Annotated in this window: 23 protein-coding genes; 10 read left to right on the top strand and 13 right to left on the bottom strand. The window is 39.2% G+C overall.

The window, feature by feature from the left end:
• The first annotated feature begins 16 nt into the window (after positions 1–16).
• The 3 genes from ACK2M2_RS01150 to ACK2M2_RS01140 all read left to right on the top strand — a co-directional run bounded on the left by ACK2M2_RS01150 (position 17) and on the right by ACK2M2_RS01140 (position 2,514).
• Positions 17–460, top strand: coding sequence for an RrF2 family transcriptional regulator (locus ACK2M2_RS01150; RefSeq protein ID WP_409509977.1), 444 nt, complete (start codon positions 17–19; stop codon positions 458–460).
• 102 nt (positions 461–562) lie between these two features.
• Positions 563–1,399: a ribosome biogenesis GTP-binding protein YihA/YsxC gene (gene yihA, locus ACK2M2_RS01145; protein WP_409509976.1), complete on the top strand. Its 837-nt coding sequence runs from the start codon at positions 563–565 to the stop codon at positions 1,397–1,399.
• Positions 1,400–1,566: 167 nt separating this feature from the next.
• Positions 1,567–2,514 (top strand): metal-dependent hydrolase, encoded by a 948-nt coding sequence (locus tag ACK2M2_RS01140; protein ID WP_419345868.1) that lies wholly within the window; start codon positions 1,567–1,569, stop codon positions 2,512–2,514.
• A gap of 73 nt (positions 2,515–2,587) precedes the next feature.
• On the opposite strand, the gene ACK2M2_RS01135 is transcribed toward ACK2M2_RS01140, so the two are convergent.
• Both ACK2M2_RS01135 and ACK2M2_RS01130 read right to left on the bottom strand, forming a co-directional pair.
• Positions 2,588–3,823: a dicarboxylate/amino acid:cation symporter gene (locus ACK2M2_RS01135; protein WP_419345891.1), complete on the bottom strand. Its 1,236-nt coding sequence runs from the start codon at positions 3,821–3,823 to the stop codon at positions 2,588–2,590.
• A gap of 173 nt (positions 3,824–3,996) precedes the next feature.
• The gene (locus tag ACK2M2_RS01130; protein WP_409509974.1) at positions 3,997–4,872 is read right to left on the bottom strand and encodes an acyl-CoA thioesterase; all 876 of its coding nucleotides are present in this window, start codon (positions 4,870–4,872) and stop codon (positions 3,997–3,999) included.
• Positions 4,873–5,193: 321 nt separating this feature from the next.
• On the opposite strand from ACK2M2_RS01130, the gene plsB reads away from it, so the two are divergent.
• Together plsB and ACK2M2_RS01120 are read left to right on the top strand one after the other, a co-directional pair.
• The gene (gene plsB, locus ACK2M2_RS01125) at positions 5,194–7,761 is read left to right on the top strand and encodes a glycerol-3-phosphate 1-O-acyltransferase PlsB (RefSeq protein ID WP_419345867.1); all 2,568 of its coding nucleotides are present in this window, start codon (positions 5,194–5,196) and stop codon (positions 7,759–7,761) included.
• 256 nt (positions 7,762–8,017) lie between these two features.
• Entirely contained in the window at positions 8,018–9,160 is a 1,143-nt protein-coding gene (locus ACK2M2_RS01120; RefSeq protein WP_419345866.1) for a catalase family protein, read from the top strand.
• Positions 9,161–9,314: 154 nt separating this feature from the next.
• Here ACK2M2_RS01120 and ACK2M2_RS01115 read toward each other — a convergent pair whose 3' ends face one another.
• Positions 9,315–10,124 carry an NAD-dependent epimerase/dehydratase family protein gene (locus ACK2M2_RS01115; protein ID WP_419345865.1) on the bottom strand — a complete coding sequence of 270 codons (810 nt, stop codon included), beginning with the start codon at positions 10,122–10,124 and terminating at the stop codon, positions 9,315–9,317.
• A gap of 83 nt (positions 10,125–10,207) precedes the next feature.
• Between ACK2M2_RS01115 and recG the strand changes: the two genes are divergently transcribed.
• On the top strand, positions 10,208–12,253 hold the full coding sequence (gene recG, locus ACK2M2_RS01110; RefSeq protein WP_419345864.1) for an ATP-dependent DNA helicase RecG: 2,046 nt from the start codon (positions 10,208–10,210) through the stop codon (positions 12,251–12,253).
• Positions 12,254–12,375: 122 nt separating this feature from the next.
• Positions 12,376–13,005: a ComF family protein gene (locus tag ACK2M2_RS01105; RefSeq protein ID WP_419345863.1), complete on the top strand. Its 630-nt coding sequence runs from the start codon at positions 12,376–12,378 to the stop codon at positions 13,003–13,005.
• Between the two features lie 3 nt (positions 13,006–13,008).
• Here the strand turns inward: ACK2M2_RS01105 and ACK2M2_RS01100 are convergent, their stop codons facing one another.
• Together ACK2M2_RS01100 and ACK2M2_RS01095 are read right to left on the bottom strand one after the other, a co-directional pair.
• The gene (locus tag ACK2M2_RS01100) at positions 13,009–13,398 is read right to left on the bottom strand and encodes an NUDIX hydrolase (protein ID WP_419345862.1); all 390 of its coding nucleotides are present in this window, start codon (positions 13,396–13,398) and stop codon (positions 13,009–13,011) included.
• 92 nt (positions 13,399–13,490) lie between these two features.
• Positions 13,491–14,087: a TIGR00730 family Rossman fold protein gene (locus tag ACK2M2_RS01095; RefSeq protein WP_419345861.1), complete on the bottom strand. Its 597-nt coding sequence runs from the start codon at positions 14,085–14,087 to the stop codon at positions 13,491–13,493.
• Between the two features lie 157 nt (positions 14,088–14,244).
• On the opposite strand from ACK2M2_RS01095, the gene ACK2M2_RS01090 reads away from it, so the two are divergent.
• Positions 14,245–15,258, top strand: a complete 1,014-nt coding sequence (locus tag ACK2M2_RS01090) for a magnesium and cobalt transport protein CorA (RefSeq protein ID WP_409509966.1) — start codon at positions 14,245–14,247, stop codon at positions 15,256–15,258.
• 160 nt (positions 15,259–15,418) lie between these two features.
• On the opposite strand, the gene ACK2M2_RS01085 is transcribed toward ACK2M2_RS01090, so the two are convergent.
• From ACK2M2_RS01085 to ACK2M2_RS01060, 6 genes are all read right to left on the bottom strand, one after another.
• Positions 15,419–15,706, bottom strand: coding sequence for an STAS domain-containing protein (locus tag ACK2M2_RS01085; protein ID WP_419345860.1), 288 nt, complete (start codon positions 15,704–15,706; stop codon positions 15,419–15,421).
• Between the two features lie 25 nt (positions 15,707–15,731).
• Positions 15,732–16,361, bottom strand: a complete 630-nt coding sequence (locus ACK2M2_RS01080) for an MlaC/ttg2D family ABC transporter substrate-binding protein (protein WP_409509964.1) — start codon at positions 16,359–16,361, stop codon at positions 15,732–15,734.
• 27 nt (positions 16,362–16,388) lie between these two features.
• Positions 16,389–17,066, bottom strand: a complete 678-nt coding sequence (locus tag ACK2M2_RS01075; RefSeq protein ID WP_409509963.1) for an outer membrane lipid asymmetry maintenance protein MlaD — start codon at positions 17,064–17,066, stop codon at positions 16,389–16,391.
• A complete protein-coding gene (gene mlaE, locus ACK2M2_RS01070) occupies positions 17,066–17,845 on the bottom strand; it encodes a lipid asymmetry maintenance ABC transporter permease subunit MlaE (RefSeq protein WP_419345858.1) in 780 nt (259 codons plus the stop codon). The genes ACK2M2_RS01075 and mlaE overlap by 1 nt, the downstream gene beginning before the upstream one ends.
• Positions 17,842–18,660, bottom strand: coding sequence for an ABC transporter ATP-binding protein (locus ACK2M2_RS01065; RefSeq protein ID WP_419345857.1), 819 nt, complete (start codon positions 18,658–18,660; stop codon positions 17,842–17,844). Before ACK2M2_RS01065 ends, mlaE begins: the two co-directional genes overlap by 4 nt.
• 446 nt (positions 18,661–19,106) lie before the next feature.
• Complete coding sequence (locus ACK2M2_RS01060; RefSeq protein WP_419345856.1) at positions 19,107–21,026, bottom strand: DEAD/DEAH box helicase; 1,920 nt, start codon at positions 21,024–21,026, stop codon at positions 19,107–19,109.
• Positions 21,027–21,429: 403 nt separating this feature from the next.
• Here ACK2M2_RS01060 and ACK2M2_RS01055 point away from each other — a divergent pair, with 403 nt between their 5' ends.
• Both ACK2M2_RS01055 and ACK2M2_RS01050 read left to right on the top strand, forming a co-directional pair.
• On the top strand, positions 21,430–22,077 hold the full coding sequence (locus ACK2M2_RS01055) for a hypothetical protein (protein WP_419345855.1): 648 nt from the start codon (positions 21,430–21,432) through the stop codon (positions 22,075–22,077).
• A gap of 9 nt (positions 22,078–22,086) precedes the next feature.
• Positions 22,087–22,512 (top strand): hypothetical protein, encoded by a 426-nt coding sequence (locus tag ACK2M2_RS01050; RefSeq protein WP_419345890.1) that lies wholly within the window; start codon positions 22,087–22,089, stop codon positions 22,510–22,512.
• 71 nt (positions 22,513–22,583) lie between these two features.
• Here the strand turns inward: ACK2M2_RS01050 and ACK2M2_RS01045 are convergent, their stop codons facing one another.
• Together ACK2M2_RS01045 and dxs are read right to left on the bottom strand one after the other, a co-directional pair.
• On the bottom strand, positions 22,584–23,414 hold the full coding sequence (locus ACK2M2_RS01045) for an inositol monophosphatase family protein (protein WP_419345853.1): 831 nt from the start codon (positions 23,412–23,414) through the stop codon (positions 22,584–22,586).
• A gap of 178 nt (positions 23,415–23,592) precedes the next feature.
• The gene (gene dxs, locus ACK2M2_RS01040) at positions 23,593–25,497 is read right to left on the bottom strand and encodes a 1-deoxy-D-xylulose-5-phosphate synthase (protein ID WP_419345852.1); all 1,905 of its coding nucleotides are present in this window, start codon (positions 25,495–25,497) and stop codon (positions 23,593–23,595) included.
• Positions 25,498–25,736 lie beyond the last annotated feature (239 nt).

Raw genomic sequence — 25,736 nt, 5'->3', positions numbered from 1 at the left:
ATAAGATCACGCCAAAATGCAACTCAATAAATTCACTGATTATGCTTTACGCATACTCATGTATATTTCACGCTCTAGAGATACGCCTTATACCATTGCAGAAATTGCAGCAGATTTGCACGTCTCTCAAAATCATTTGACAAAAATTGTGCATTTTATGGCAAAGCAACATTGGATTATTACCACACGAGGTAAAGGCGGCGGCATTCAACTCAATCCAACAACTTTAAATGCCCAACTTGGCAATGTTGTTCAAGTCCTACAAGGCTATGCGCCTATTGTAGAATGCAATAATCCACCTTGTGTTTTTCGTACAAACTGTGGTTTAAAAGGTATTCTTGATCATGCCATACAACAGTTTTATCTTAGCTTAAACCAATACACCCTATCTGATGTTCTCAATACATCACCTCAAGGCTCAACAAATCAAGCTCCTTTGATTTCACTGCTTAATCTGTAACATTTTTCATCATGATAAATCGGCTTGTTGATCTGCAAAATTCGCCTGAATCACCGACTTCCTTTATAATGCATCTTATTCCGTTATTTTCGAAGTTGGATTATGCATCGCCACAGTGGTAAATCAAGAAACGCTAAAATTGCTCAAGCACCTAAGCAAAAAATTAGTTATGAACGCAAAGTGGACTCTGTGGTTGAAGAGTATGCAAATTCGTCTTTAAACTGGTTACGCAGAGCTGAGTTTCTGATGAGTGCACCAAAACTGAATTTATGCGTAGAAGATACGGGATATGAAGTTGCTTTTGCAGGTCGCTCAAATGCAGGTAAGTCAAGTGCAATCAATGCATTGACTAATCAAAAACAACTAGCACGAGCATCAAAGCGTCCTGGTCGTACCCAAATGATTAACTTTTTCAGCTTGGGGAATCCTGATCAACGTCTTGTCGATTTACCTGGCTATGGCTATGCTGCCGTACCTGAATCGATGAAAATTGTTTGGCAAAAAGAACTTGAAAACTACCTGATTCATCGTCAAAGTTTACAAGGTTTAGTGTTATTGATGGATATTCGCCATCCTCTACAACACTTCGATGTCATGATGTTAGAGTGGGCGTATTCTCGTCAACTTTTTGTTCATGTTCTATTGACTAAATCAGATAAATTGAACCGTGGCCCAGCTAGTCAAGTGCTCATTGATGTACAACAACAACTGCGTAAAATGAAGCTCAATTTCTCCATTCAGTTGTTCTCATCAATGAATAAACAAGGACTTGAAGAACTTGCAAGTGTTATGGCAGGACGTTTAAATTACACATTGGAACAAAATACAGTGTTTGATTTAGATGCTATTCCTGAAGCTTCGGAAGATGATCTTTTAGATGATGAACAAGATATGGATCAAGATGATGATTTAGGCGATGAACAGCCAAATTTAAACTAAAACCTTCTTTTTTATAGATTGTCCAACAAAAATCATCACCAATTGATATTTGATTGTCCCAAATTGCTAAATACAATTTGGGACTTTTTTTTATACTCAGTACATGTAAGCATTGTTGATGATTACAACAAATAAAATCATAAACAATTAGAATCAGGGACTCTGCTATGAAATTACTCTCACGCATCAAAAACAGTAAAATTGGTTCTTCCATCCAATACTCAATCAAACCGCGTAAAGTCAAATTTGAATGGAAAGATACACCGATTGATTGGATTCCAAATCAACCTTTCATTAGCTATTTTATTAATGAAATTAATATGATTTTACCTGCTGGTGAATTTTGGTTTTGTCGTTTATACAACAAAGTTTTACCACAAATTACCGATGAAAAACTGAAAGAAGATGTTCGTGCATTCATCCGCCAAGAAGCTATGCATGCTCAAGCACACAACTCAGCAAATAAAGAATATCTCACTATTCGCAACATTGATGTTGATCGTAATCTAAAATTGATGGATTTGTTATTTACTAAAGTTCTAGCTGACAAACCCCTCACCTTTATTCCCGTACCTGGCCCACTTGAGCATCAATGGGATTTATTCCGATTAGGCATTATTGCCACTGTAGAGCACATGACTTGTGTACTCGGAAAATACGTTCTGTACAACAAAAAGTGGGAAGAGCTCGGTGCAGATGCCAATATGCTTGATTTGGTCAAATGGCACGGTGCAGAAGAAATTGAACATCGTACTGTTGCATTTGACCTTTATCGCCATTTGGGTGGTGGTTATATTTCTCGTTACTATCAGAGCTTACTTGTAATTGCTGCTGTTATAGGGCTATGGGTTGATGGTGCAGCACATATTATGAGACAAGACCCACGTTTCGCAGACAAAAAACCTGCGCTTTATAAACCATGGATTTGGCGTGAATGGGTTCGTATTGCGCAAACAGATAACCGTCTTATGCCACATCCGCTTTGGTTGGTTTCACAGCAACTTGGTTATTTGATGCCTTGGTATGATCCAGTACATGAAGCAAAAACTGAAGATGCAATTGCCTATTTAGATAAATCACCTGCTGCAAAACGTGCATTACTGAAAGTTGCATAATACAAATTACTAAAAAATTTAAAATAAAAAACCTGCTTTAGCAGGTTTTTTATTTTCTCTAAATACTTCTAAATTAATTATTTATGACATTTCTCGTATGGCGATCAACCACCACACTAATCATCATATCACCTTGAACATTGACTACGGTACGTACAGTATCAAGTAAACGATCTATAGGAAGTAGAATTGCAATTGCTTCGGCAGGTAATCCAACAGACTGTAAAACCATAATCATCGTCACCATGCCTGCACTTGGAATCCCTGGTGCACCAAGCGATGCAATCATTGCCGTCAAACAAACAATCAATTGTTGTCCTATACTTAAATCTAGTCCCATCAAGTTTGCAATAAACAAAGCAGCAGCAGCTTCATAGAGTGCCGTGCCATCCATGTTTAATTGTGTACCAAGCGGGATCACAAAACCTGCAACTTGCGGACGAACGCCTAAATTTTCTTGTGCACATTTCATCGACAATGGCATGGTTGCAGAACTCGAGCTTGTTGCAAATGCAGTGATCAGTGCTGTGCGTGTTCCCTTAAAAAAGGTGATCGGACTCATCTTGCCAAAAATCCACAGCAGTAATGGCAGCACAACTGCTCCATGAAAAATAGTTGTACCCGTTACAACAGCAGCAAACTCCGCTAAACGACTCAATATTGAAATATCTTCTGTCGATACCAATTTTGCAAGGAGCGCAAAAATACCAATGGGCGCAAGTTTCATGACCCAACCAACTAGCATCATCATCACTTCAAAAAATTGCGTGCTAAGCTTTTTGATTGAATTAAATCGTTCACCGCCTTTCACCAAAGCCACACCAAGCATCAATGCGAAAACGACAACAGCAAGCACATTACCATCCGAAAATGCCTTGAACGGATTAATTAAGGTATTTTGAATAAAGTTGGTAAAGAATGCAGATGGCGTCAGTGTATCTGGTGTTTGATGTTCATTCATTGCATCCTGAAACATAGCAATATCAACGCCCTGTCCGACACCAAATAAATGCGCTGCACCAATACCGAGTATCAATGCCAATGTCGTGGTCGTCACACAGCAGAGCAATGTAATTTTCCATGTCCGACTCAACTGCCCGCCCGACTGTAAATTAGATACCCCAACCACAATGGAGCTAAAAATAAGTGGAACCAAAAGCATTTTTAACAGACCAATAAAAATGCTACTCAAAATACTCAAACCATAAATACTATGGTCAAAAAAAGCGGTCTGAGGAAATTGATTGAGTAAAAATCCAAATGCGACGCCCAATATGGCTGCAATCAGAATCTGAGTATTCAGGTTCATCGTCATTATGCTTTCTTATAAATTCAAATTGAAATATGCCATTGAAACATTGAATAATCGAGAATTTTTTTGTGAAAAGCACATAACCAACTCTTCTACTGAACAATAAAAAGCCCTGAATTATTCAAGGCTTTTATCATGTTACATGTCTTTTATAGCTATTTTAAATCATATTATTGCGTTTCAATTTCACGTAAACGCATTAAGCCTTCTTGTGTTGTACTACAAACCAACTGACCATTTTGCCACATACGCCCAAAGTTCAAACCGCGTGAATTGGCACTCACCGTTGCATCCATGTCATACAGCATCCATTCATCGGCACGGACAGGTCTATGGAAATAGATGGCATGATCAATGCTCGCACATTGCAAACTTGGCGATAAATAATTCACGCCATGTGGGCGTAAAGCCGTCATCATTAAAGTGTAGTCTGAATAGAAAGCAACAATTGCTTGATGCAAGGAAATATCATCAACAACATCAGTAGGCAAATCTTGATGCGTCCGTAAATAATGTGCATACGACGGTGCTTCAGGCTGTGGCTGAAATGGATTACTTGCATTTACCTGACGAATTTCAACCTGACGTGGACGCATAAATGCGGTACGAATATTTTCAGGAACGAAGCTCACCAAATTTTCTTTGAGCTCTTGTTCAGGCTTTAATGTTTCAGGCGCAGGATATTCTGGCTGCTCAATTTGATACTCCAAGCCCTCTTCATAATTTGCAAAAGACACCATTGCTGTGAAAATGATACGACCGTGCTGAATAGCTTTCACTTGGCGACTTAAGAAACTTTTCCCATCACGCAAATTTTCAACTTCATAAATAATGGGTGCGTTAATATCTCCCCCATATAAGAAGTAAGCATGTAATGAATTTACAGGACGATCTGCTGTATAAGAAGCCGCACGTAAAGCCTGCCCAAGGACTTGTCCACCAAATACACGCTTGCCTACAAGGTTACGGCTTTGTCCACGAAAAATATTCGCTTCAAGCCTTTCTAAGCTTAGTAGTTCAACCAATTCTTGGGTTAGATTATTCATATACAATCCGCACGATAAGAGATAAGACTCTAAAATAGATTCCGTATTTTCTGTATTTGGCTGCTATTTTTAATCAAAAATAGTGACTCAACACAGATGATTTTTTATTTTGCCACAACTCCCTAGCAAAATACTAAAGTTTGATTGACTGTGTTGTCACAACTTAACTTTGTTATAATCTGTAAAAATACGATTTTTAACGATAAAGTCCGCGTATTTCACTATAATTTGGCTGAAAATGACCTATTGTTTGTCTACTAATTTATAGAAAATATTGCTCATTGAAATACATGTGCTGTTCATCATTTGCTAGGAGTTTTTATGTCCAAGAGTGGTTTTGGTCAAATGTACCGTCGGCTTTCCAGTAAGCTGCTTGACCTTGTGGTCACACCGCATGTTCTTGGAGAAATTCCGTCCGATGTAGCAGCGGATTCTCAATCTCCACAACAAGCCAATAAAAAAGTGGTCTGCTATGTTTTACAAAACCATTCTCGTAGTAATGCGTTAGTGGTTGATGGTGAAACACGTCGCTTAAAACTCCCAGCAGCACTTGATCCACTTGTACTTGAAACACAAAAAGAAAAAGCAGCGGTCATCTTTTTACAACATCAAGATGATCATAATTTACTGCAATCGACGACGCATTCATTTCCACCGCGTCTATTACGTCTCATTGAATTTTTAGAAAAACACCCTGATTACGACATTGAGCTGATTCCAGTCACGGTGCTTTGGGGGCGTTCACCCGATAAAGAAGATTCATTACTGAAACTGTTGTTTGCAGATACATGGGCAACACCAGGTAAAGTCAAACAACTAATGAATATTGGCGTTCATGGTCGTCAGTCTTATCTAGAGTTCCATGATGCACAATCGTTAAAAAGCCTTGTGGAATATGCCAATATCCATCATCCAAATATATCACCTGTCACTTATATTGTTAGTCATCTCAATCAATATTTAGATCGTCAGCGTGAAGTGATTTTAGGGCCTGATTTATCTGACCGCCGCAATGTTATGCACTCATTGATTAAAGCGCCTGATGTACAAGATGCCATTCGTAAAGAAAGCATTCGTTCTAAAGTAAGCATGATTGATGCTGAACGCAAAGCCATTGGTTTTGTCAATGAAATCGCTTCGGACTACTCAGCGTCAGCAGTACATTTTGCCGATAAAGCACTAACTCGTTTATGGACTCAGCTTTATGATGGTGTGGAAGTGCATAACTTCAGTACCGTTCGCGAGTTGGTCAAAGATTACGAAGTCATTTATACGCCATGTCACCGTAGTCATATCGACTACCTATTATTGTCATATGTGATCTACAAACGTGGTTTGATGGTGCCCTATATTGCCGCAGGCGATAACTTGAATATGCCGTTTGTGGGTCAACTTCTGCGTGGTGGTGGCGCATTCTTTATTCGTCGTTCATTCCGCGGTAATGCACTTTACACTTCTGTATTTAAAGAATATTTATTTAGTATTTTGTCACGTAACACACCTTTAGAATACTTCATTGAAGGTGGTCGCTCACGTACAGGTCGCTTACTTCCACCAAAAACAGGTATGTTGGCAATGACGGTACATAGCCATTTACGTGGTCGTGCGAAACCGATTGTCTTCATTCCAACTTATGTGGGTTATGAGCGCTTGATGGAAGGTGCAACCTATGTCGGTGAGATGAATGGTAAAGCCAAAGAGTCTGAATCCATTTGGGGTATTGTTCAAACTTTGAAAAAGATTGAACGTATTTTCGGTAAAGTTCACGTTAACTTTGGCGAGCCTGTATTCTTGGATGATTTACTCAAAGCACACGGCGCAGACAAGATCAAAATTGAACATAATGATGATCCGATTCCACAAGAAATTTCAAATGCGGTAAATAGCTCAGCCAATGCAATTTTAGAAAATATCAACCGTGCTGTCGTGATTAACCCTGTTTCATTGCTCTCGTTGATTTTATTGGCGACACCGAAACACACGCTTGATGAAGAAATTTGTGTGAAGCAACTCGATACTTATCGCAATTTGCTCACCGCTATTCCTTATGATGGTCGTACGCAAGTCACGCCACTTTCAGGGAAAGAAATCATTGCTTATGGTCTTAAACTAAAATTGATTAAGCGTGTACCTCACGTACTTGGCGATATTATTGCGATTGCAGACAATCAAGCAGTTTTATTAACATATTTCCGCAATAACATTTTGCATGCTTTTGTTTTACCATCACTTATTGCTGCCTTGGTAGAGCATAATGGTCGGATCAATAAAACTGATTTGTTAAATGTCATTCGTACGCTTTATCCATTTTTGAAAGCTGAATTGTTCTTAAAATGGAATGATAGTGAAATAAATGCTCAAGTCACTGAATATATTAATGCTTTGGCGCAAGCAAACTTGATTTTTGTCGATGATGAAGATTTTATTTTCTGCCCTACACCAAATTCGGAAGACCATAACCAGCTTGCAGTTTTAGCTGCGCCTGTACGTCAGAGTCTTGAGCGCTATTACATGACGATGGCTTTAATTTCGCAACGTGGTTCGGGCAATATTTCGATTCGTCAGGTTGAGGAATTGAGTTATTTGGTCGGTCAGCGTTTGTCTGTGTTATATGAGTTCAATTCACCTGAGTTCTTTGATAAAGCACTATTCCAAAGCTTTGTAAAAGTATTGACGGAACAAGGTTATATCAAGACCAATGAAGATCATGCAATTGTGTATGGTGAGCAATTTAGCAATGTTGCACAGTATGCAAACTTGGTATTGGATGATGTAACTTTACAAATGCTTCAACACATTACGTCATTTACCGATGATGAGTTAAAAGCGGCTTTAGATGCTTTAGCTGCGCAGCAAGCGAAGAAACGCTTAAAACGGAAGAAGAAGTAAATCCTTATACATCCCTCCTCTCCTAATTGGAGAGGAGGACTTAATTTAAAATATAATCGATATCTATTTGAAAATAAAAATCAATTTAGCATCCCTCATTATCTTAAATAAGCTATATTTGAAGCTAAATTTAACTCAAAAATATTTATAAGCTCAGTGGCTTTTCAATTTTATAATTATTGATGGATTAAATGAACCTGATCTCTATCAGGCAAATAAATTAGACATGATACTTGCTCAACGCAAGGAGATATCAATGATAAAATTGATCAAGCCTATATGTTTAAGTCGACTATTACAGTCTATCGTAATCATCAATATCTGCTCTACTGTCAATGCGAATACCTTACCGATTACACTTAACTCGTCAAATGATGTTAGTTATCCCGCAATAGATGAAGGTCTAAATGAACACCTTTATCCAAATGAAACAACCACAGCTATAGAAATTGCAGATATCATTGAAACATCCATTCGAAAGCAATATACAACAGGTATCGCACTACGAGATGCACATCCTAAAGCCCATGGCTGTGTACATGCAGAATTCAAGATCAATGAAAAACTACCTAAAAATTTAGCTCAAGGTGTTTTTATTCCTGGAAAAACATATCAATCTTGGATTCGCTTTTCTAATGGATCTCGCGATGCGACGCAAGCAGACATAAAAAAAGATGCTCGAGGCATCGCAATAAAAATTTTAGGAGTACCAGGAACAAAGCTTTTAGCGAATGAAGCATCTACTCAAGATTTTATTATGATTAATCACCCTGTTTTTTTTGTAAATAACCCTGCTCGTTATTTATCGTTAATGCAGGATATAAATAGTGAGCATTCTTCTAAACAACTTCATATCCCCTTTGCATTAGGGGCGAAAGGCACTTGGATCGCATTCAACTCTCGAAATAAAATTTCAAATCCTTTGCATACAAGGTATTGGTCTATGGTGCCATACCAGATGGGACTAGGACAGAATCGTGAAGCTGTAAAGTATTCTATACAAGCATGTTCAGCATTTAAAGAGACTATTCCATACGCTCCGAATCATGATTTCTTAAGAGAAGCACTCAAAACAAGTCTGCAAAAAAATGATGCTTGCATGGAGTTTTTAATACAGCCTCGAACATCAAATACCATGTCAGTCGAGGACTCTATGACTGAATGGAAAGAAAACAAAGCCCCTTTTTATAAAGTAGCAACAATTCGTATTCCACAACAAGTTTTTGATACTCCTGAACAAAATAAGTTTTGTGAAAACCTTTCTTTTACCCCATGGCATACGCTACCTGAACATAAACCGCTTGGAGCAATAAACAGAATGCGAAAAGTAATTTATGAACGTATTAGCCGGGTGAGACATGAGATGAATTCTACTCAAAGAATAGAGCCACATTCATAAATTCATTTATATAGAAGTTATAAAATTATAGAAAGATATAAAAAAGTCCGTTTATTTAAACTGACTTTTTTATAGATCACTCATGTTTCACAAAAAAATTCTTAGTTTTTAAATTTCTAATAAAATCAATTACAAAATAACATGCATCAAACATTTATAACAACTTTCTATAATCTAGCAAACAACTATCATGCTTTAATTTATACCCACTCTTCACCATATTATCCGCAAAAATCTTTTTCCCAGTTTCATTCTGACTTTGCAAAACCAACTCAGGTAAATTCAAATCACGTTGAATTTTTAAAATCATTTCATGCAAAGGTTGGGGTTGGTTATTTGTACAAATATATGATTTTTCAGGATGTTCCACGTGAAGCAAATGCGCTAAAAAGTTCGCCAGATCATAAATATGAATCCGATTAGACCAATGAATATTAGAATAAGTCTTTGTGACTTCAGCAAGTTTTACCATTCTTGCAGATGAAGTCCCATAAATCCCTGTCGGGCGTACAATTACACATTCATTTGGATAAGCCTGTTGCCATAATTCTTCCATTTTTAACAGCAAATAACCTTGCTCATCACACGGAATAGTCGGTGAATCATCGTTAATCACCGCACCATGATTTTCCCCATACACACGAGTTGAAGACACCACAACAATCCTCTTTACAGGATGATCCTTTAATGCACGAACAATGGGCTGAACAGAATTGACATAAGTATGCATGTAAGCTTCAACAAAACTTGAAGACGTATTTCGAGGTGGTGCTAAAAGCACATAGACAGCATCGACAAGTGAAATCTGCGATAAATCGAGTTGATGTATATCTTGCGTCAGATGTTGAGCAAAATCATCAGTCTTTGGACTACGACTCACTGTGGTAATTTGGTGATTCTGCTGAAATAATTGTTTAGCAACCCGCGAAGATGTTTTACCATAACCTATAAATAGAATATGCATGATCCGACCTATTTAAACCGATTCATCAAAAATTGACTCACCGAAACTGATGATTAAATCAGTACACACTAAGTTGAGGGAAAATGGCTGCTGTTCATCAATTACAAGGCGTTGGCAATGCTGCCGCAACTTTACTTGAAAAACTGAATATTTTCACGACAGATGATCTGCTGTTCCATTTACCACGTGACTACGAAGATCGTAGCACGATCATTGCCATGAACCAATTACAGGTTGGACGTAGTTACCTTATGGAAGGCGTGGTCAAGTCTATTGAAATGCCACCTGGAAAACGCAAGTCGATGGCGATTTTATTGCAGGATGATTTCGGTAAAGTCACCTTACGTTTTTATCATATTTATAAAGCCTTGATGGATCGAGCCAAAGCAGGTAATCGCTTGAGAATATTCGGTGAGGTTCGAGTCGGTGCAAGAGGTTTAGAGTTATATCATCCTGAAATACAGCTCATTACCGAACTTACACCACTACCCCACACTGAACTCACCGCAATTTACCCTGCGACTGAAGGCTTAACCCAACCTAAACTACGTGAATACGTCAAACAGGCACTGAATCATCACGCCGATGATTTACCTGAATTACTCCCTGAAAAATTCACCAATGGTTATGCGCTAAATCAAGCACTTGAATATATTCATCATCCACCTGTAGATGCCAATATGTTGCAACTGTCGCAAGGTTCACACCCTGCTCAGCAACGCCTAATTTTTGAAGAATTGGTGGCACATCAAATTAGCTTATTGACTCGCCGTGCATATATACAACAAATCGCAGCACCATCATTTAGCTACAGTAAAACCTTTGCCAAGCAACTATTGGCGAGCATGCCTTTTGAAATGACCCATGCACAAAAACGTGTATCAAATGAAATTGCCAAAGATTTAAAGCAAAACAAACCAATGCTTCGCCTTGTTCAAGGTGATGTAGGCGCAGGAAAAACCCTTGTTGCAGGAGTTGCCGCCTGCCATGCACTTGAGGAAGGTTGGCAAGTTGCACTCATGGCGCCGACTGAGATTTTAGCGGAACAGCATTATTTAAACTTTAAAAAATGGTTTGAACCACTCGGTTTAAATGTGTCATGGCTTTCAGGCAAACAAAAAGGTAAGGCACGTGCTACGGCTGAACTCACGCTAAAAGATGGTACTGCAAATGTGATTATTGGTACACATGCGCTATTTCAGGATAATGTCGAATTTGCCAAACTCGGTTTAGTCATTATTGATGAACAACACCGTTTCGGGGTCGATCAGCGTTTAGCACTGCGTAATAAAGGCGTAGACAATACCACGCCACATCAATTGGTGATGACTGCCACCCCCATTCCTCGAACACTCGCAATGTCTGCCTATGGTGACTTAGATACTTCAGTCATTGACGAACTTCCGCCAGGTCGCACACCTATTCAAACCGTGACAATTCCGCTAGAGCGTAGAGAAGAAGTTTTACAGCGTGTTGCGAAAAACTGTGCCGAAGGCAAGCAAGCCTATTGGGTATGTACACTTGTAGAGCAGTCTGAAACCTTGGATGCTCAAGCGGCTGAAGCCACTTATGCGGAAATTAAAGAACGTTTTCCACAACTGAATATTGGACTTGTACATGGCAAAATGAAGGCTGATGAAAAGCAATCTGTCATGCAACAATTTAAAGACAATGAATTACAGCTATTGATTGCTACCACCGTGATTGAAGTGGGTGTTGATGTGCCGAATGCCTCTATTATGATCATTGAAAATGCTGAACGTCTTGGGCTTTCACAACTGCATCAGCTTCGTGGTCGTGTCGGACGTGGGGCAACAGCGAGTTTCTGCGCCCTGTTGTATAAGCATCCGCTGTCCCAAAATGGGCAGGAACGTTTGCGTATCATGCGGGAAACTAATGACGGCTTTCTGATTGCTGAAAAAGATTTAGAAATACGTGGACCAGGTGAATTACTTGGCACAAAACAAACAGGTGATATGGGCTTTCGTGTTGCCAAACTCGAACGAGATGACCACTTACTAAATCAAGCACATTATGTCGCAAGTCAAGTTTTAAAAGATTATCCTGTAAATGCAGAAGCCTTGCTGAAACGATGGCTACCTGAAGCACCAAGGTATGCATATGTTTAAACAAAGTCCTCATCCCTTTTAGGGGGGGACTTACTTTATTAATTTCACTATGCAAAAATCATTTTTTAATAGCTAAATTTACTTTAAAATTGATATTTAAAATTAAAAAAAAGAATAAAAATATGTTCCAACTCATCAGCCGAATTCTACAAAAAAGCGTGCAAAGCATGTCAAATTGTCTACTCTGTGGCATAGACCAACAACAATATCATTCATTATGTAACGATTGTTGGGAACATCTGCCATGGCTCAAACAACATATCATACGGCATGAACAACAAATTCTTTGCGCTCATCATTATCAATTTCCCATAGACCGAGTGATTCTGACCTACAAATATGAACAACAATTACAATACCAAAATTTACTGGCACACAGCTTATTAAATTTAAGACTGCCTAAAGTCCAAGCCATTGTACCTATGCCTATTTCAACGCAACGGCTCGCAGATCGTGGCTATAACCAAGTGCTGATTATTGCCAAAATTATGGCTAAGGAACTAAATATTCCTGTATGGCAACCCATTAACCGTGAAGCACAACACTCGCAAAAAGGTTTAAGTCGAATCGAACGTATTGAAAATATCGAAAATCAATTTCAAATCATTTCTACCGAAAGACGTAAATATAAAAAAGTACTCATCATCGATGATGTAGTGACCACAGGTAGTTCTATTCAGGCGCTTATACAAGCACTGAACAAACTCGGCTGTCAGCAAATTTATAGTGCCTGTATTGCCGCAGCAGACTAAAACCTATAAATTTGCCCTACACCACGGAATAACCACTTCCCTTGTAAGCGGTGCAAGTAAAGTCTGATCATGGTCTAAATCAATCCATTTCATTTCTGCAATTTCAGCATCCATTTTTGGTGCGTGATCTAAATTTACCTGATAAACATAACTCACCAATTGATGCCCTGCTTCATTAGCAGCGAGCGTTTCAAAGCGACCTAAAAATTGCTGTATTTGTGCAGTCGTACTAATTTCTTCTTCAATTTCACGTAGCATTGTTTGTTCAGGTAATTCATTAAGCTCAAGTTTTCCACCAACTTGCATAAAAAATTGAGTATTTTTCTTTCTCACCAATAATAACTGATTTTGATCATTCAAAATAACAGCCGCAGCAACAGTAATAACATTCATACATTAAAATAATTAAAAGCAAAAAACACAATATATTGTGATGTTAATTAAAATTAAAATCAATATATTGTGTTTTTACAACTTAACAAAAACTAAGCACGCTTTTCTTCTTGTACTCTTTCTTGTTTACCCCATTTTGGTTCAGGTGCAACAAATACTTCAAATTGAGCCATAATCGCTTCTATAGAATCTGAACAAATCAAGGCATCAGTAAAACGTTCTTTAGTAAAACCTTTGTGTGTACTCAATTGAATAAACTTAAATAAATCACTATAAAAACCTTCAACATTTAAAAATGCACACGGCTTTAAATGAATACCTAGCTGTGCCCAAGTCCATTGTTCAAAAATCTCTTCCCATGTCCCAGAACCACCCGGTAAAGCAATAAAACCATCGGAGAGTTCAGACATTTTAGTTTTACGTTCATGCATATCTTTAACAACATACAGTTTGGTTAAATCTGGATGTGCCAATTCAGCATCGACCAAATTCTGTGGAATCACACCAATGACCTGACCACCAACAGCCAATGCGCTGTCTGCAACAATACCCATCAAGCCTGAACGACCACCACCATAAACTAAGGTTTTCCCTTGCTTAGCGATTAATTCACCCGTTAATTTTGCCGTTTCAGCAAAGATAGAATCTGATCCAAATGCAGATCCACAAAAAATTGCGATAGAATTCATATAAATCTAACCCTGTTATGCTATGGTCATGATGTAAAATTAAACAATACGAGAGATTTTTTAAAAATAAGCGATGTATTCCGTGTTTTCCTCGGAATCCTTGTCTAAAATACACCCATCAATTAACTCAGTATACTGCGCAAAGGAGAAAGAGACGATGCTTGAAGCCTTTTATGCCACAGAGCGCGGTAGCTTGGAAGATGCAACCATTAATGGCGGTTTTGACTTACACCCTGAATTGGTTTGGGTTGACCTTATTGCACCTTCACAAGAAGAACAAGAATGGGTGCTAGATGCCTATGAACAAAATCTTCCTACGCTAAAATCACTCGAAGATATTTCATCCTCTGCTCGATTCTATCGTGATGATGATGGAATTTTACATATCAGTACCTATTTTTTAACAAAAAATAAAAACTATCAGGTTGAAGGTGATCCTGATGATTCAACTAACATGCTGGCAACGGTACAAACGGTTGCATTCATTTTACATAAAAACCGCTTGTTCACCTTACGTGGTGAAAAACTTGTAGCCTTTCGTGCCTTTCGTGCCCGTGCCCGCCGCAATGACTATGATATTGACTATAAAGATCCGACTTGGATTTTACTTGGTCTACTTGAAGCTAAACTCGATGAACTTGCCGATATCCTCGAAGATATTCACAAAGACCTTGAGTCGTATTCAACTGAAGTCTTGAACGTGCGTCATCGTGAAATGATTTTAGACCTTGATGATATGATTACACGTTTGGCTCAAAAAGAGGATATGCTCGGAAAAGCACAACTCTGCCTGATTGATTTACGCCGAGTACTGACCTTCTTATCCCGACCTCGTGCATTGGGTAGTCATATTTATGATGCAGATATTCGAGAGCTTAGTGAGGATGTTCGCTCACTGGTCGAACACGATGCATTCTTATTCCAAAAAGTTCGATTCCTGCTCGACACCACGTCAGGCTTCATTAATACTGAGCAGAATGATACGATTCGTCGATTCTCCATTTTACCCAGTATGCTTGCACCACCCATGCTAATTGCAAGTATTTATGGTATGAACACCGAAGTTCTACCTTTTGCACATGGTTCGACAAGCTTTTATGTTGTGATCACCATCTTGATCGCGTTCTTTGTAGGACCACTCATTTACTTTAGATGGAAAAAATGGATTTGATGAGCAAGGCTTTGAAACACTGCTTCAAAGCGAAGCAAAAGAAATGCACCACATCTACAATCATGCCTGAATATTCTTACATATATTGAATATTGCTAATCTCAAAATTTTACAGAAATAAAAAAGCACCTTTCGGTGCTTTTTTATTTACTTTAATGATTTAAATCAATTTCAAATCATCTTGTAAATGACAGGCTTGAATAATTTTCATCATTTTTGTAGGTACAGCTTTAAATTGTAATCCTTGCACATTCGGTGTTTGGCGCAACCACTGTACCAACACTGACAATGCCAAAGTACTCCCATGTTCAAGCTGAGATAAATTGATTGTCAGTGGAAATTTATTTTCATCACGAATAATCTTCAAACCACTTTGATAATAGCTTTCAGCATTATCATAAGAAATTTTACCGCTAACATACAATTCCTGATCTTTTAATTCAATCACGCATCCACCCATCATTCACAATCAATTATTTTTTCACTGCTGCATCAGCATCAGGTTTGAATGTTGCAATTGCCTTATCAATATTGCCATTGTTACGTTGAACGTTTGCTGCAAACTGATTGCGGAACTGTAAGCCAAGATCAATACCAGATACATTGATGTTACGGATTTTCCATTGTGAACCTTGATCTGACAGTTGGAATGACACAGGGATTTTTTCACCTTTGTTATTAAAGTCGATCGTCACTACAGGATTTTTACTTGCACTCGCTTTATACGGACGCATGGTATAAGTTTGATTCGTAAATTTCGCAAACGCACTACCGTAGTTTTCGATCAATGTATTACGAAAATTTTGTTCAAACTTAGCACGCTGTGCAGCATTACTGTATTGATTCGTCGCATATGTTCCCATCACAATACGTGTAAAAGCCTGACCATCGACATACGGATCAAGGTTTTGACGTACAATCGCTTTTACAGCATCGGGGTTACTCTGAAGTTTCGCATGATCTGCTTTCAAACGTGAAATAAGACCATCAGCAACACGCTTAACAAAAGCGGGAGGCGCTTCAGTAGGTGCTGCATTGGCAACTGTCGCCATCATTGTTGCAAGAATACCTGCTGTAAAAGTTTGTTTTAATACTATATTCATGTTCACCTTCAGTTACTCCTCTAATGCTTATTCGACAAACGAATTTTGAGCATCAGTTGTTTCGGTCGTAGCAGGTGCATCTTTAGACTCAGATGCAGCGCTTGATGATTTACCTGCACCACCTGTAATAAATTTAGAAATTAGATCTTCAAGATCCATTGTGCCTTGTGTATTACCTACAGCATCACCACGTTTGAGGTAATTCAAACCACCACCAGGTACAACTTTTAAATATTTTTCACCCAACAATCCATTGGTCGCAACCATAATATAAGCATCTTCATCAATACTTGTGATGGATGTCATGTTACTAATCAGTGTCTTTTCCATTTCTTTTTGTTTCACAGCATCTGCAGACTGATAATCAGCACTGTAACGCAATTCTTCGAGTGCATTTTGCTGTACATCTTTCAATTGTTTACTATCAAATGATGTCAATTGACCGTCCAAATCAAATGTGACTTTTGCAAGGCGTGAAACAGGGTCTAGGGTAATAGATTCCACACGACCAATGGTGACACCACTCATCGTTACTTTGGCACGAGGTTTTAAACCATTCACATTATCAAATGTAGCTGTCATGCTATAGCTATCTTTGAGATTTGTCCCCATCAAGCCACTAACCTTCATGGCAAGGAAAAATAGAGCAATCCCAAAGACAATGACAAAAATACCTACGGCTAGCTCACTACTACGTGATTTCATTAAACCCCTCCGAACATGACCGCAGTCAACACAAAATCAAAACCAAGTACACAAAGCGATGAATAGACAACCGTACGTGTTGTCGAAGTAGCAATACCTTCCGATGTTGGCTCACAAGCGTAACCTTGATATACCGCAATCCAAGTACAAATAAGTGCAAAAACAATACTCTTGATAATTGTGCCATTAAGCACATCTTTACTAAACTGTACTGTGCCTTGCATACCGCTCCAAAATGAACCTTCATCAACACCCAAAAAGTCCACTCCCACCAATTTACCACCCATAATTCCAATGGCAGCAAAAATAACAGATAACATAGGTAAACTTACAATCCCCGCCCAAAGACGCGGTGAAACAATACGTTTGAGTGGATCAACACCTATCATTTCCATACTTGAAAGCTGTTCTGTCGCTTTCATTAAACCAATTTCTGCAGTTAATGCAGAACCTGCACGTCCTGCAAACAACAACGCAGCAACAACAGGTGCAAGTTCACGCAGTAAAGTCAATGAAACCATTGTACCAAGCATAGACTCAGAGCCAACATTAACCAAAATTGAATAACCTTGCAGACCAATGACTAGACCAATGAACAGCCCAGATACTGCAATGATTAATAATGACATGACCCCGACACGGTACATTTGATACAGAAATAGTCGGAAGCCCAAAGCTGTAGGCATAGAAAATAAGATCTGCAACAGCATCTGCGTTGCAACTCCAATGCCCTGTACACGCTCAATAACACGTCTACCTAATAAGGCAATTGCATTCATGAATGTACCTCATTCTTTAAATACGGCTGATGACTAAACTGATAATCAACAGGTCCTTCCATCGAACCTGTCAAGAATTGCTGTACAAACGGTGAAGCATGCTGACGCAATTCATCAGGTGTGCCCTCTCCTTGTACTTTGCCCTCGGCAACCACATAAATATAGTCAGCAATAGATAAAGTTTCAGATACATCATGTGAAACAATAATTGAAGTCAAATCGAGCGCATCACGTAAAGAGCGAATCAAGCGCGTTAAAACCCCCATCACAATTGGGTCTTGCCCTGCAAATGGCTCATCATACATAATGAGATCAGGGTCAAGTGCTATAGCACGCGCCAAAGCAACACGGCGATTCATGCCACCCGACAGCTCAGCTGGCATCAATTTTTCAGCACCACGTAAACCAACAGATTCAAGTTTTAAAGCCACAAGTTCTGCAATTAAATTTTCAGATAATTTCGTATGTGCACGAATGGGAAAAGCCACATTTTCATACACCGTCATATCTGTAAACAATGCACCACTTTGGAATAACATTCCCATACGTGCACGTGCAGCAAAAAGCTCATTTCGTGACATGGATGCAATATTTTTTCTATCAAGCAATACTTCACCATGATCAGGCGTCAATTGTCCCCCAATTAGGCGCAATAAAGTTGTTTTACCTGTACCTGACGGCCCCATGATTGCGGTAATTTGTCCACGTCGAATTTTAAGATTTACATTGTCATAAATGACACGTTCACTACGATTAAAACTTAAATTGCGTACTTCAATTAAAGCCTGATCGTCGGGAAGTGTTTGATTATTCATAATTGAACATTTCCTGCAATTACAGTCCGCATACTATACTCTGATCAGCCTGAGTTGTATTAAGATGAAATAATAATAATTTGGGACGCAGTGTATCATTTTTATACTTAAAGTCTGAATCTTATACTAAATTTATTATTGAATAATGTACTTAAAATGTTCTTATTTATTAAATTATTTTAGGTAAAACAAAATGCATTTACAGCAAGACACTAAAAACAAAATATCCGATATTACATAACAAGAGCAGGAAGAAAATATTAAACATAATCACTCCAAAATGGGAATTTCCATAAATACGAATATTCACATTATTACCTATATTTATCTAAAAATAAAAAAAGCATGAACTACAACACACTTTATTGTATCAGAATAAATTTTGCATGCAATAAAAAACCAGCCCTAAAGCTGGTTTTTTTAAATTTACTTAAACTATTTTATATTTAGTCGTTAAATTTGCGACGTGGACGATCTTCTCCACCTTCACGGCGCGGACGATCTGAATTAAATTCACGCTTAGGACGATCTTCACCACCAAAAGTGCGTTTTGGACGGTCGTCACCAAAAGAACGTTGTGGACGATCACCGAAACCACCTTCACGGCGTGGCGCTGGACGATCACCAAAATCACGCTTTGGACGGTCGCCGAAGCTACCTTCACGACGTGGTTTGTAATCTACGCTGTTACCACGGTTATCATCATTAGAGCGAGGACGATCACCATAAGATGGACGATCGCTACGCGGAGCTGAACGATCACCGAAATCACGCTTTGGACGATCATCGCCATACGATGGACGGTCACCACGTGGACGATCACCGAAACCGCCTTCACGACGTGGTGGACGATCGCCAAAATCACGCTTTGGACGATCATCGCCATACGATGGACGGTCGCCACGTGGACGATCACCGAAACCACCCTCACGGCGTGGAGCTGGACGATCACCAAAATCACGCTTTGGACGATCATCGCCATACGATGGACGGTCGCCACGTGGACGATCACCGAAACCGCCTTCACGACGTGGACGATCTTCACCACCATCACGACGTTTGAAGTTGCTTTCGCCTTCAAAACGACTACGACCACCGCTATCACGGCCACCAAAACCGCCACGACCGCCGCCGTTACGACCACGACCGCCACCATCACGACCACGACCGCCGCCATCACGACTACCGCGTGCAGGAGGTGGAGATGGCTCAAGGCCTTCGATTTCAGAAACGTTCAAACGCGCTTCTAAGTAATCTTCTAAAGCACGAATTTTACCGCGTTCACGGTAAGTTGCCAAAGTGATTGCTTTACCTGTACGACCCGCACGACCTGTACGACCAATACGGTGTACATAGTCTTCGTTCTTCATAGGAAGACCGAAGTTAATTACGTGTGAAATTGTTGGAACGTCAAGACCACGAGCAGCTACATCTGTAGCAACAAGGATTTTTGCACGACCTTCACGAATAGAACGTAAACGACGGTTACGTACAGTTTGTGGCATAGCACCATGAAGTGCTACAACTGAAAGACCAGCTTCTGCAAGCTCTTCAGCAAGCATATCTGTATCTTCTTGAGTTGACGCAAATACAACAGCCTGATCTACATCTTCAGCACTTAACCAATGCGTAAGCAATTTTTTCTTATGCTCAAAACCATCAGTCCAATGCAAAGTTTGGGTAATGTCAGTATTTGTAGAATGACCTGTTTCAATTGCAATACGCATTGGATCATTCATCATGCGTTCAGCAAGGTTAATGATACGTGGTGCAAATGTTGCAGAGAACATTAATGTTTGTTTACGATTTAACGCTAAATCGCTGATTGCTTCCAAGTCTTCAGAGAAGCCTAAATCAAGCATACGGTCAGCTTCATCGACAATTAAAGCGTCAACTAAATCAAGTTTGATTTGACGACGGTTTACAAGATCAAGTAAACGACCTGGAGTCGCAACTACAACTTGTGCACCTTTTAATTGTTGAATTTGCTTACCAAAAGGCATACCGCCCATGATTGCAGCAACACGAACACCTTTCATGTGACGTACAAGTGCAATAGCATCTTGACATACTTGCTGTGCAAGCTCACGTGTAGGAGAGATAACAAGGATATTCGGTTGAGTTACCGCTTTCATGCGATCTTTAAATGAATTAAGCGTGTCTTGACCCGCTAAAGCATTTAATGTTGGAAGTAAAAATGCAGCAGTTTTACCAGAACCTGTTTGGCTTGATACAAGAAGGTCTTTACCTTCCATAGCCGCAGGAATAGATTGCTCTTGAACTGGCGTAGGCGCAGTAAAACCAAGAGATTCAAGTGCTTTTTGTAGCGACTCGTCTAAAGAAAAATCAGCAAAAGTTTTGCTCATAGAGTATGTCACCCGAATGTGGGTGCTCCATTAAATATATAGTCTGATGGACATCGGCAAAAACCGGCACAGCAATAATCGCTGAAAAAATAGAAATCAGCGGAAATCCGAGAACGACGATGCGTATAACGCACATTTGATAACAGCCGCAACCTGAAGGAATCGCTTAAGCGATTGGGTGGGGCGCGAAATATTGTCCTCTCTTGGGACCGGACGCGCTACACAATATAGAAGAGAAATGTTCAGGTAATGAACGAAATTTAGTGCGTGGGCGGAGTATAGCAGGATTTAAAATAAAGTCACGAAGTTTTATTGTTTTTTCCTGTGAGTAAATAAGATATAATTATTTTGAAATAAAACACTTCTATTTATCCCTAAAAACAACAAAGCTAGATTAAAAAAAATGTCTACACAAACCATTGAACAAGAAACTATTCAAGTGATTAGAAAAAACTTCAATAAAGATCATTATATTATTCGCTTTATTAAAAACCTATTCACTAGATCTAAACAACCTAAATGGATGAATGCTGATGATCCACTATCCGAACAATATCGACAACAATTAAAATTACTCAATCATGGAAATATTGTTTGGGCGGCAGTCGTACAAGCGAATAATTTATTATTTCAAGATGGTCCGATGGATCATCCCGTGCATATTGTCTACTCTTCTACTCAAGACTTTGATAATAATCCTGAATACTTATCAGAAATCGCATCAAAAATTTATAGTTTAAAAAATACTGTTCCTGATGATATCCAATTGAGTAAACTTGCAGAAATGGTCACGAATGAGCAAGAGCGTGGCTTAGATTGGGAGTTGCCATCATCACTTACAAACGCATCAATATGTTCAACAACATTTGTCTTTGCCAGAGAACATAGTCCGAATCGCATATTGTCCAGTAATAAAATTCCAATTTTAATACACCCTTCTACTCATGCATGCATGATGGTTCCATCACGATTTTGGACACAAAAGTTGACAGATAGTTGGAGCAACCCTGAACAAGAACAAGAACAAGAACAAGAACAAGAACAAAAATAAAAACAAAAAATCTATCAAAAAATTGGTGAACTTCTGTGGTCTATCATGCCTGAAGAAGCAACTGTAATATATTTTACAGGTGATATTTATCCTGAACATTGGTCAGGTGGAGCAGATTGGCTTCTCAAAAATGGGAAAATCGAGAGTTTTCTATTTGGTGAAAGTCCTTACGAAATTGAAAGTCAAATATATGAATTAATGAAAAAGTTAAGATCACTGGATATGTTTGCAGAGAAATGGACAAACTATAAAATCACATTAACAGAAACAGGAAAGATTGATTTCGAATTTGCCTATATTCCTGAAGAAGATCATTGGCCAGGACTACTTATGAAAGGTGTAAGTGAATTAAAAGAAGATGAGTTAGATCTACATAATATTCCATTTGAAGAATGGGAAATGCGTATTAAACATAGGGAACAAAATAAAGATTAAATTTCAAATATCGCATAAAAAAGCCTTCATAAAAATGAAGGCTTTTCAAACTCAATCTACGAAAGTATAAATTACTTCGCAGCTTCACCCCAAGCAGGAACAACTTGTTGCATGAGTGGTTTTAACATTTTCATAGAACAAGCGATCACTTGACCGTTTTCCATAGATTCTGAGCCACCACGTGCATCAACAACAGTACCACCCGCTTCTTTCACGATTAACTCACCCGCTGCGATATCCCAAGGCTTCAGACCAAGTTCAAAGTAAGCATCAAAACGACCTGCTGCAACATAAGCAAGATCCAGTGCTGCTGAACCTGAACGACGATATTGCGCGCCTGCCTCAGTGACATTCAACAATGAATCAAAATGGTTTTTTGCATAAGAAACGACTTCACCGTTACGAACTTTACGGAATGCATGACCTACGCCCATGAAAGTCTTTTCAAGGCTGTCTTTTACATTTACACGAATACGGCGTTGGTTCAGCATTGCACCACGACCACGGCTTGCAGAGAATAACTCATCTTTCACAGGGTCATAAATAACACCGTGTTGAGTGATACCTTTGTGCTGAACTGCGATAGATACGCAGAAATGAGGAACACCATTAATGAAGTTTAATGTGCCATCAAGTGGATCAATAATCCAACACCAATCAGCGTCGTGACCATTACCTTCTTGATAACCAAATTCTTCACCAAGGAAGCTGTGATTTTTATAACTTTTACGAAGTGTATCAATCGTCAACTGTTCAATATAACGGTCTACACGCGTTACAGGACCATCGATACCTTTTTCTTCGACTTGTAGATCGAGTTTATGACGATTTTGATGCGCTTTTAAAAGCTCTTGACCAACTAATTGAGCCGCACGCGCAGCCATAACCACCATAGGTTCCATTGAACACCCACTACAAATTTGAAGATATTGATAAAGAATAATGCATAAAAGCCCGAATATTTTAGCAAATATTCGGGCTTTTAGGGGAAAAATGTTTATGAAGTTTATAAGCTATGAATTTATATCGCTTAATTGAGCTAAATCATCCAATTCAATATCAAAATAATTTTTAATACTTTTAAACATGCTGAATCAGTTTCGTCCATGCATGTTGAACTGAAAGTTGAATGCCTTTAGCATCTAGACCGCAAGATTGTAACATTTCAGCATGGCTCGCTTGTGCTAAGAACGTATCAGGCAAACCTAAATTCAACATAGGTTTTAAAATTTGCGCTTGCGCCATAAATTCATTCACAGCACTTCCCGCTCCTGCCATTACTGCATGTTCTTCAACAGTAACAAATAAACTCGTTTGATCTGCCAAATCTCGAATAATTTGCTCATCAAGTGGTTTGACAAAACGCATATTTACGATACGTACAGCAACATCTAGCTGTTCAGCAAGTTGCTTTGCAGCTTCAAACGCAGGTTGAACACGACTACCAAAAGCTAAAATCGAAATACCATCTTCATGTTCAGTATTAAACGTCGCTAAAAGTTCAGCTTTACCTATATCCATTGTGATCATTGTTTGCTGAATTTCTACACCCAAGCCATTACCACGTGGATAACGTACTGCGGCAGGCCCCTGATGCATATACGCCGTATGCAACATTTGACGACATTCATTTTCGTCTTTCGGCGCCATAATCACAATGTTCGGTACGGTACGCATAAAGGCATAATCATACGCCCCTGCATGTGTTGGACCATCTTCACCGACTAAACCTGCACGATCAATACCAAAAGTGACATCAAGATTTTGCAAAGCAACATCGTGAACCAGTTGATCATAACCACGTTGTAAGAATGTCGAATAAATCGCAACAACAGGTTTTAAGCCTTCACATGCCATACCAGCAGCAAGTGTGACCGCATGCTGTTCGGCAATCGCAACATCGAAATAACGCTCAGGATATTGCTGTGCAAATTGCACCATACCCGAGCCTTCACACATTGCAGGTGTGATCGCGAGCAATTTTTCATCTTGCGCTGCCTCATCACACAACCATTGCCCAAAAACATCGGCATATTTTGGGGCGGTATTTTTTGAAGCTACCGCGCTGAGTTTACCAATCGCATGGTACTTAATTTGATCCGCTTCGGCAGGTGCAAATCCTTTACCTTTAACGGTATAAATATGGATTAAACGAGGTCCCTTACGCTGTTTTAACGCATTAAAGACCTGAACCATTTGATTGACATCGTGTCCATCAAATGGACCAAAATAATCAAAACCAATGGCTTTAAATAGGTTATCGGCAGCATCAGTTGCAGATTCATGCAAACGAGAATTAAAGTCCCATTCAGGGCAATCTTGAACGAAGGCTTGCCCCTGTTCATCAACATTAATAAATTTACCTTGTTCCCAAATAGACGCTAGATGTTTGGCAAATCCACCTGTGCTTTGTGAAATTGACATATCGTTGTCATTTAATACAACCATTAGGTCTGCATTGTGGGCAACCGCATCATTCATGGCTTCAAATGCCATACCAGCTGTCATTGCACCATCACCAATGATGGCAACAACTTCTCGCTTTTTTTGTTGATATCGGCTTGCCAATGCCATGCCTAAACCTGCAGAAATTGCAGTCGATGAATGTCCTACACCAAAGGTATCAAATACAGATTCTTCACGTGCAGGAAATGCAGCTAAACCATCTTTCGCACGAATGCTAACAAGTTGCTCACGGCGACCTGTTAGAGCTTTATGCGGATAGGCTTGATGTCCAACATCCCAAACCAAGCGGTCTTCGGGAGTGTTAAAGCTATAATGGAGTGCTACGGTCAGCTCAACGACCCCAAGATTGGCACCAAAATGCCCACCACTTTGTCCAGCAGCGTATAAAATATATTGACGTAGCTCATCTGCCACCTGTGTCAGACGGGCTGGCTCAAGCTGACGTAATTGTTGTGGATGGTCTATTCCATTCAACAATGGCGTATCAGGGCGTTGACTCGGGATTTCGGTATACAACATATGTGGCAAAGCCTTCTAAAGCCTGGCAAATCTAAGCTGGGAACACGGGGTAGTATATTCGTGAAAGATCATCATATCACAAACCTTCCGCCACATTTATAAGGATGCTCCACTGAACGGTTCTCAGTTCGGCATTTATGTCAATTTGGTCTAATTATCCTGAATAATCTTAGTATTTATCAACCATTTTCGTGTTCTTTATACAAAAAAGAATAATGTATTTTCAGGATTGTGCATAA

Source organism: Acinetobacter sp. TY1 (genome assembly GCF_048551395.1).
GTDB lineage: Bacteria > Pseudomonadota > Gammaproteobacteria > Pseudomonadales > Moraxellaceae > Acinetobacter.
The sequence above is the reverse complement of the archived record's forward strand: the minus strand, read 5'-3'. Positions and strand labels throughout refer to the sequence as shown.

Excerpts from the sequence above, each read along its gene's own strand:
- ACK2M2_RS01080 (WP_409509964.1), bottom strand. The coding sequence starts at position 16,361 with ATGAATATAGTATTAAAACAAACTTTTACAGCAGGTATTCTTGCAACA.
- ACK2M2_RS01130 (WP_409509974.1), bottom strand. The coding sequence starts at position 4,872 with ATGAATAATCTAACCCAAGAATTGGTTGAACTACTAAGCTTAGAAAGG.
- ACK2M2_RS01135 (WP_419345891.1), bottom strand. The coding sequence starts at position 3,823 with ATGAACCTGAATACTCAGATTCTGATTGCAGCCATATTGGGCGTCGCA.
- ACK2M2_RS01095 (WP_419345861.1), bottom strand. The coding sequence starts at position 14,087 with ATGAATTCTATCGCAATTTTTTGTGGATCTGCATTTGGATCAGATTCT.
- ACK2M2_RS01060 (WP_419345856.1), bottom strand. The coding sequence starts at position 21,026 with ATGAGCAAAACTTTTGCTGATTTTTCTTTAGACGAGTCGCTACAAAAA.
- ACK2M2_RS01100 (WP_419345862.1), bottom strand. The coding sequence starts at position 13,398 with ATGAATGTTATTACTGTTGCTGCGGCTGTTATTTTGAATGATCAAAAT.
- plsB (WP_419345867.1), top strand. The coding sequence starts at position 5,194 with ATGTCCAAGAGTGGTTTTGGTCAAATGTACCGTCGGCTTTCCAGTAAG.
- ACK2M2_RS01120 (WP_419345866.1), top strand. The coding sequence starts at position 8,018 with ATGATAAAATTGATCAAGCCTATATGTTTAAGTCGACTATTACAGTCT.
- ACK2M2_RS01140 (WP_419345868.1), top strand. The coding sequence starts at position 1,567 with ATGAAATTACTCTCACGCATCAAAAACAGTAAAATTGGTTCTTCCATC.
- recG (WP_419345864.1), top strand. The coding sequence starts at position 10,208 with ATGGCTGCTGTTCATCAATTACAAGGCGTTGGCAATGCTGCCGCAACT.
- ACK2M2_RS01150 (WP_409509977.1), top strand. The coding sequence starts at position 17 with ATGCAACTCAATAAATTCACTGATTATGCTTTACGCATACTCATGTAT.
- ACK2M2_RS01065 (WP_419345857.1), bottom strand. The coding sequence starts at position 18,660 with ATGAATAATCAAACACTTCCCGACGATCAGGCTTTAATTGAAGTACGC.
- ACK2M2_RS01105 (WP_419345863.1), top strand. The coding sequence starts at position 12,376 with ATGTTCCAACTCATCAGCCGAATTCTACAAAAAAGCGTGCAAAGCATG.
- ACK2M2_RS01075 (WP_409509963.1), bottom strand. The coding sequence starts at position 17,066 with ATGAAATCACGTAGTAGTGAGCTAGCCGTAGGTATTTTTGTCATTGTC.
- ACK2M2_RS01055 (WP_419345855.1), top strand. The coding sequence starts at position 21,430 with ATGTCTACACAAACCATTGAACAAGAAACTATTCAAGTGATTAGAAAA.
- mlaE (WP_419345858.1), bottom strand. The coding sequence starts at position 17,845 with ATGAATGCAATTGCCTTATTAGGTAGACGTGTTATTGAGCGTGTACAG.
- ACK2M2_RS01115 (WP_419345865.1), bottom strand. The coding sequence starts at position 10,124 with ATGCATATTCTATTTATAGGTTATGGTAAAACATCTTCGCGGGTTGCT.
- yihA (WP_409509976.1), top strand. The coding sequence starts at position 563 with ATGCATCGCCACAGTGGTAAATCAAGAAACGCTAAAATTGCTCAAGCA.
- ACK2M2_RS01045 (WP_419345853.1), bottom strand. The coding sequence starts at position 23,414 with ATGGAACCTATGGTGGTTATGGCTGCGCGTGCGGCTCAATTAGTTGGT.
- ACK2M2_RS01090 (WP_409509966.1), top strand. The coding sequence starts at position 14,245 with ATGCTTGAAGCCTTTTATGCCACAGAGCGCGGTAGCTTGGAAGATGCA.
- dxs (WP_419345852.1), bottom strand. The coding sequence starts at position 25,497 with ATGTTGTATACCGAAATCCCGAGTCAACGCCCTGATACGCCATTGTTG.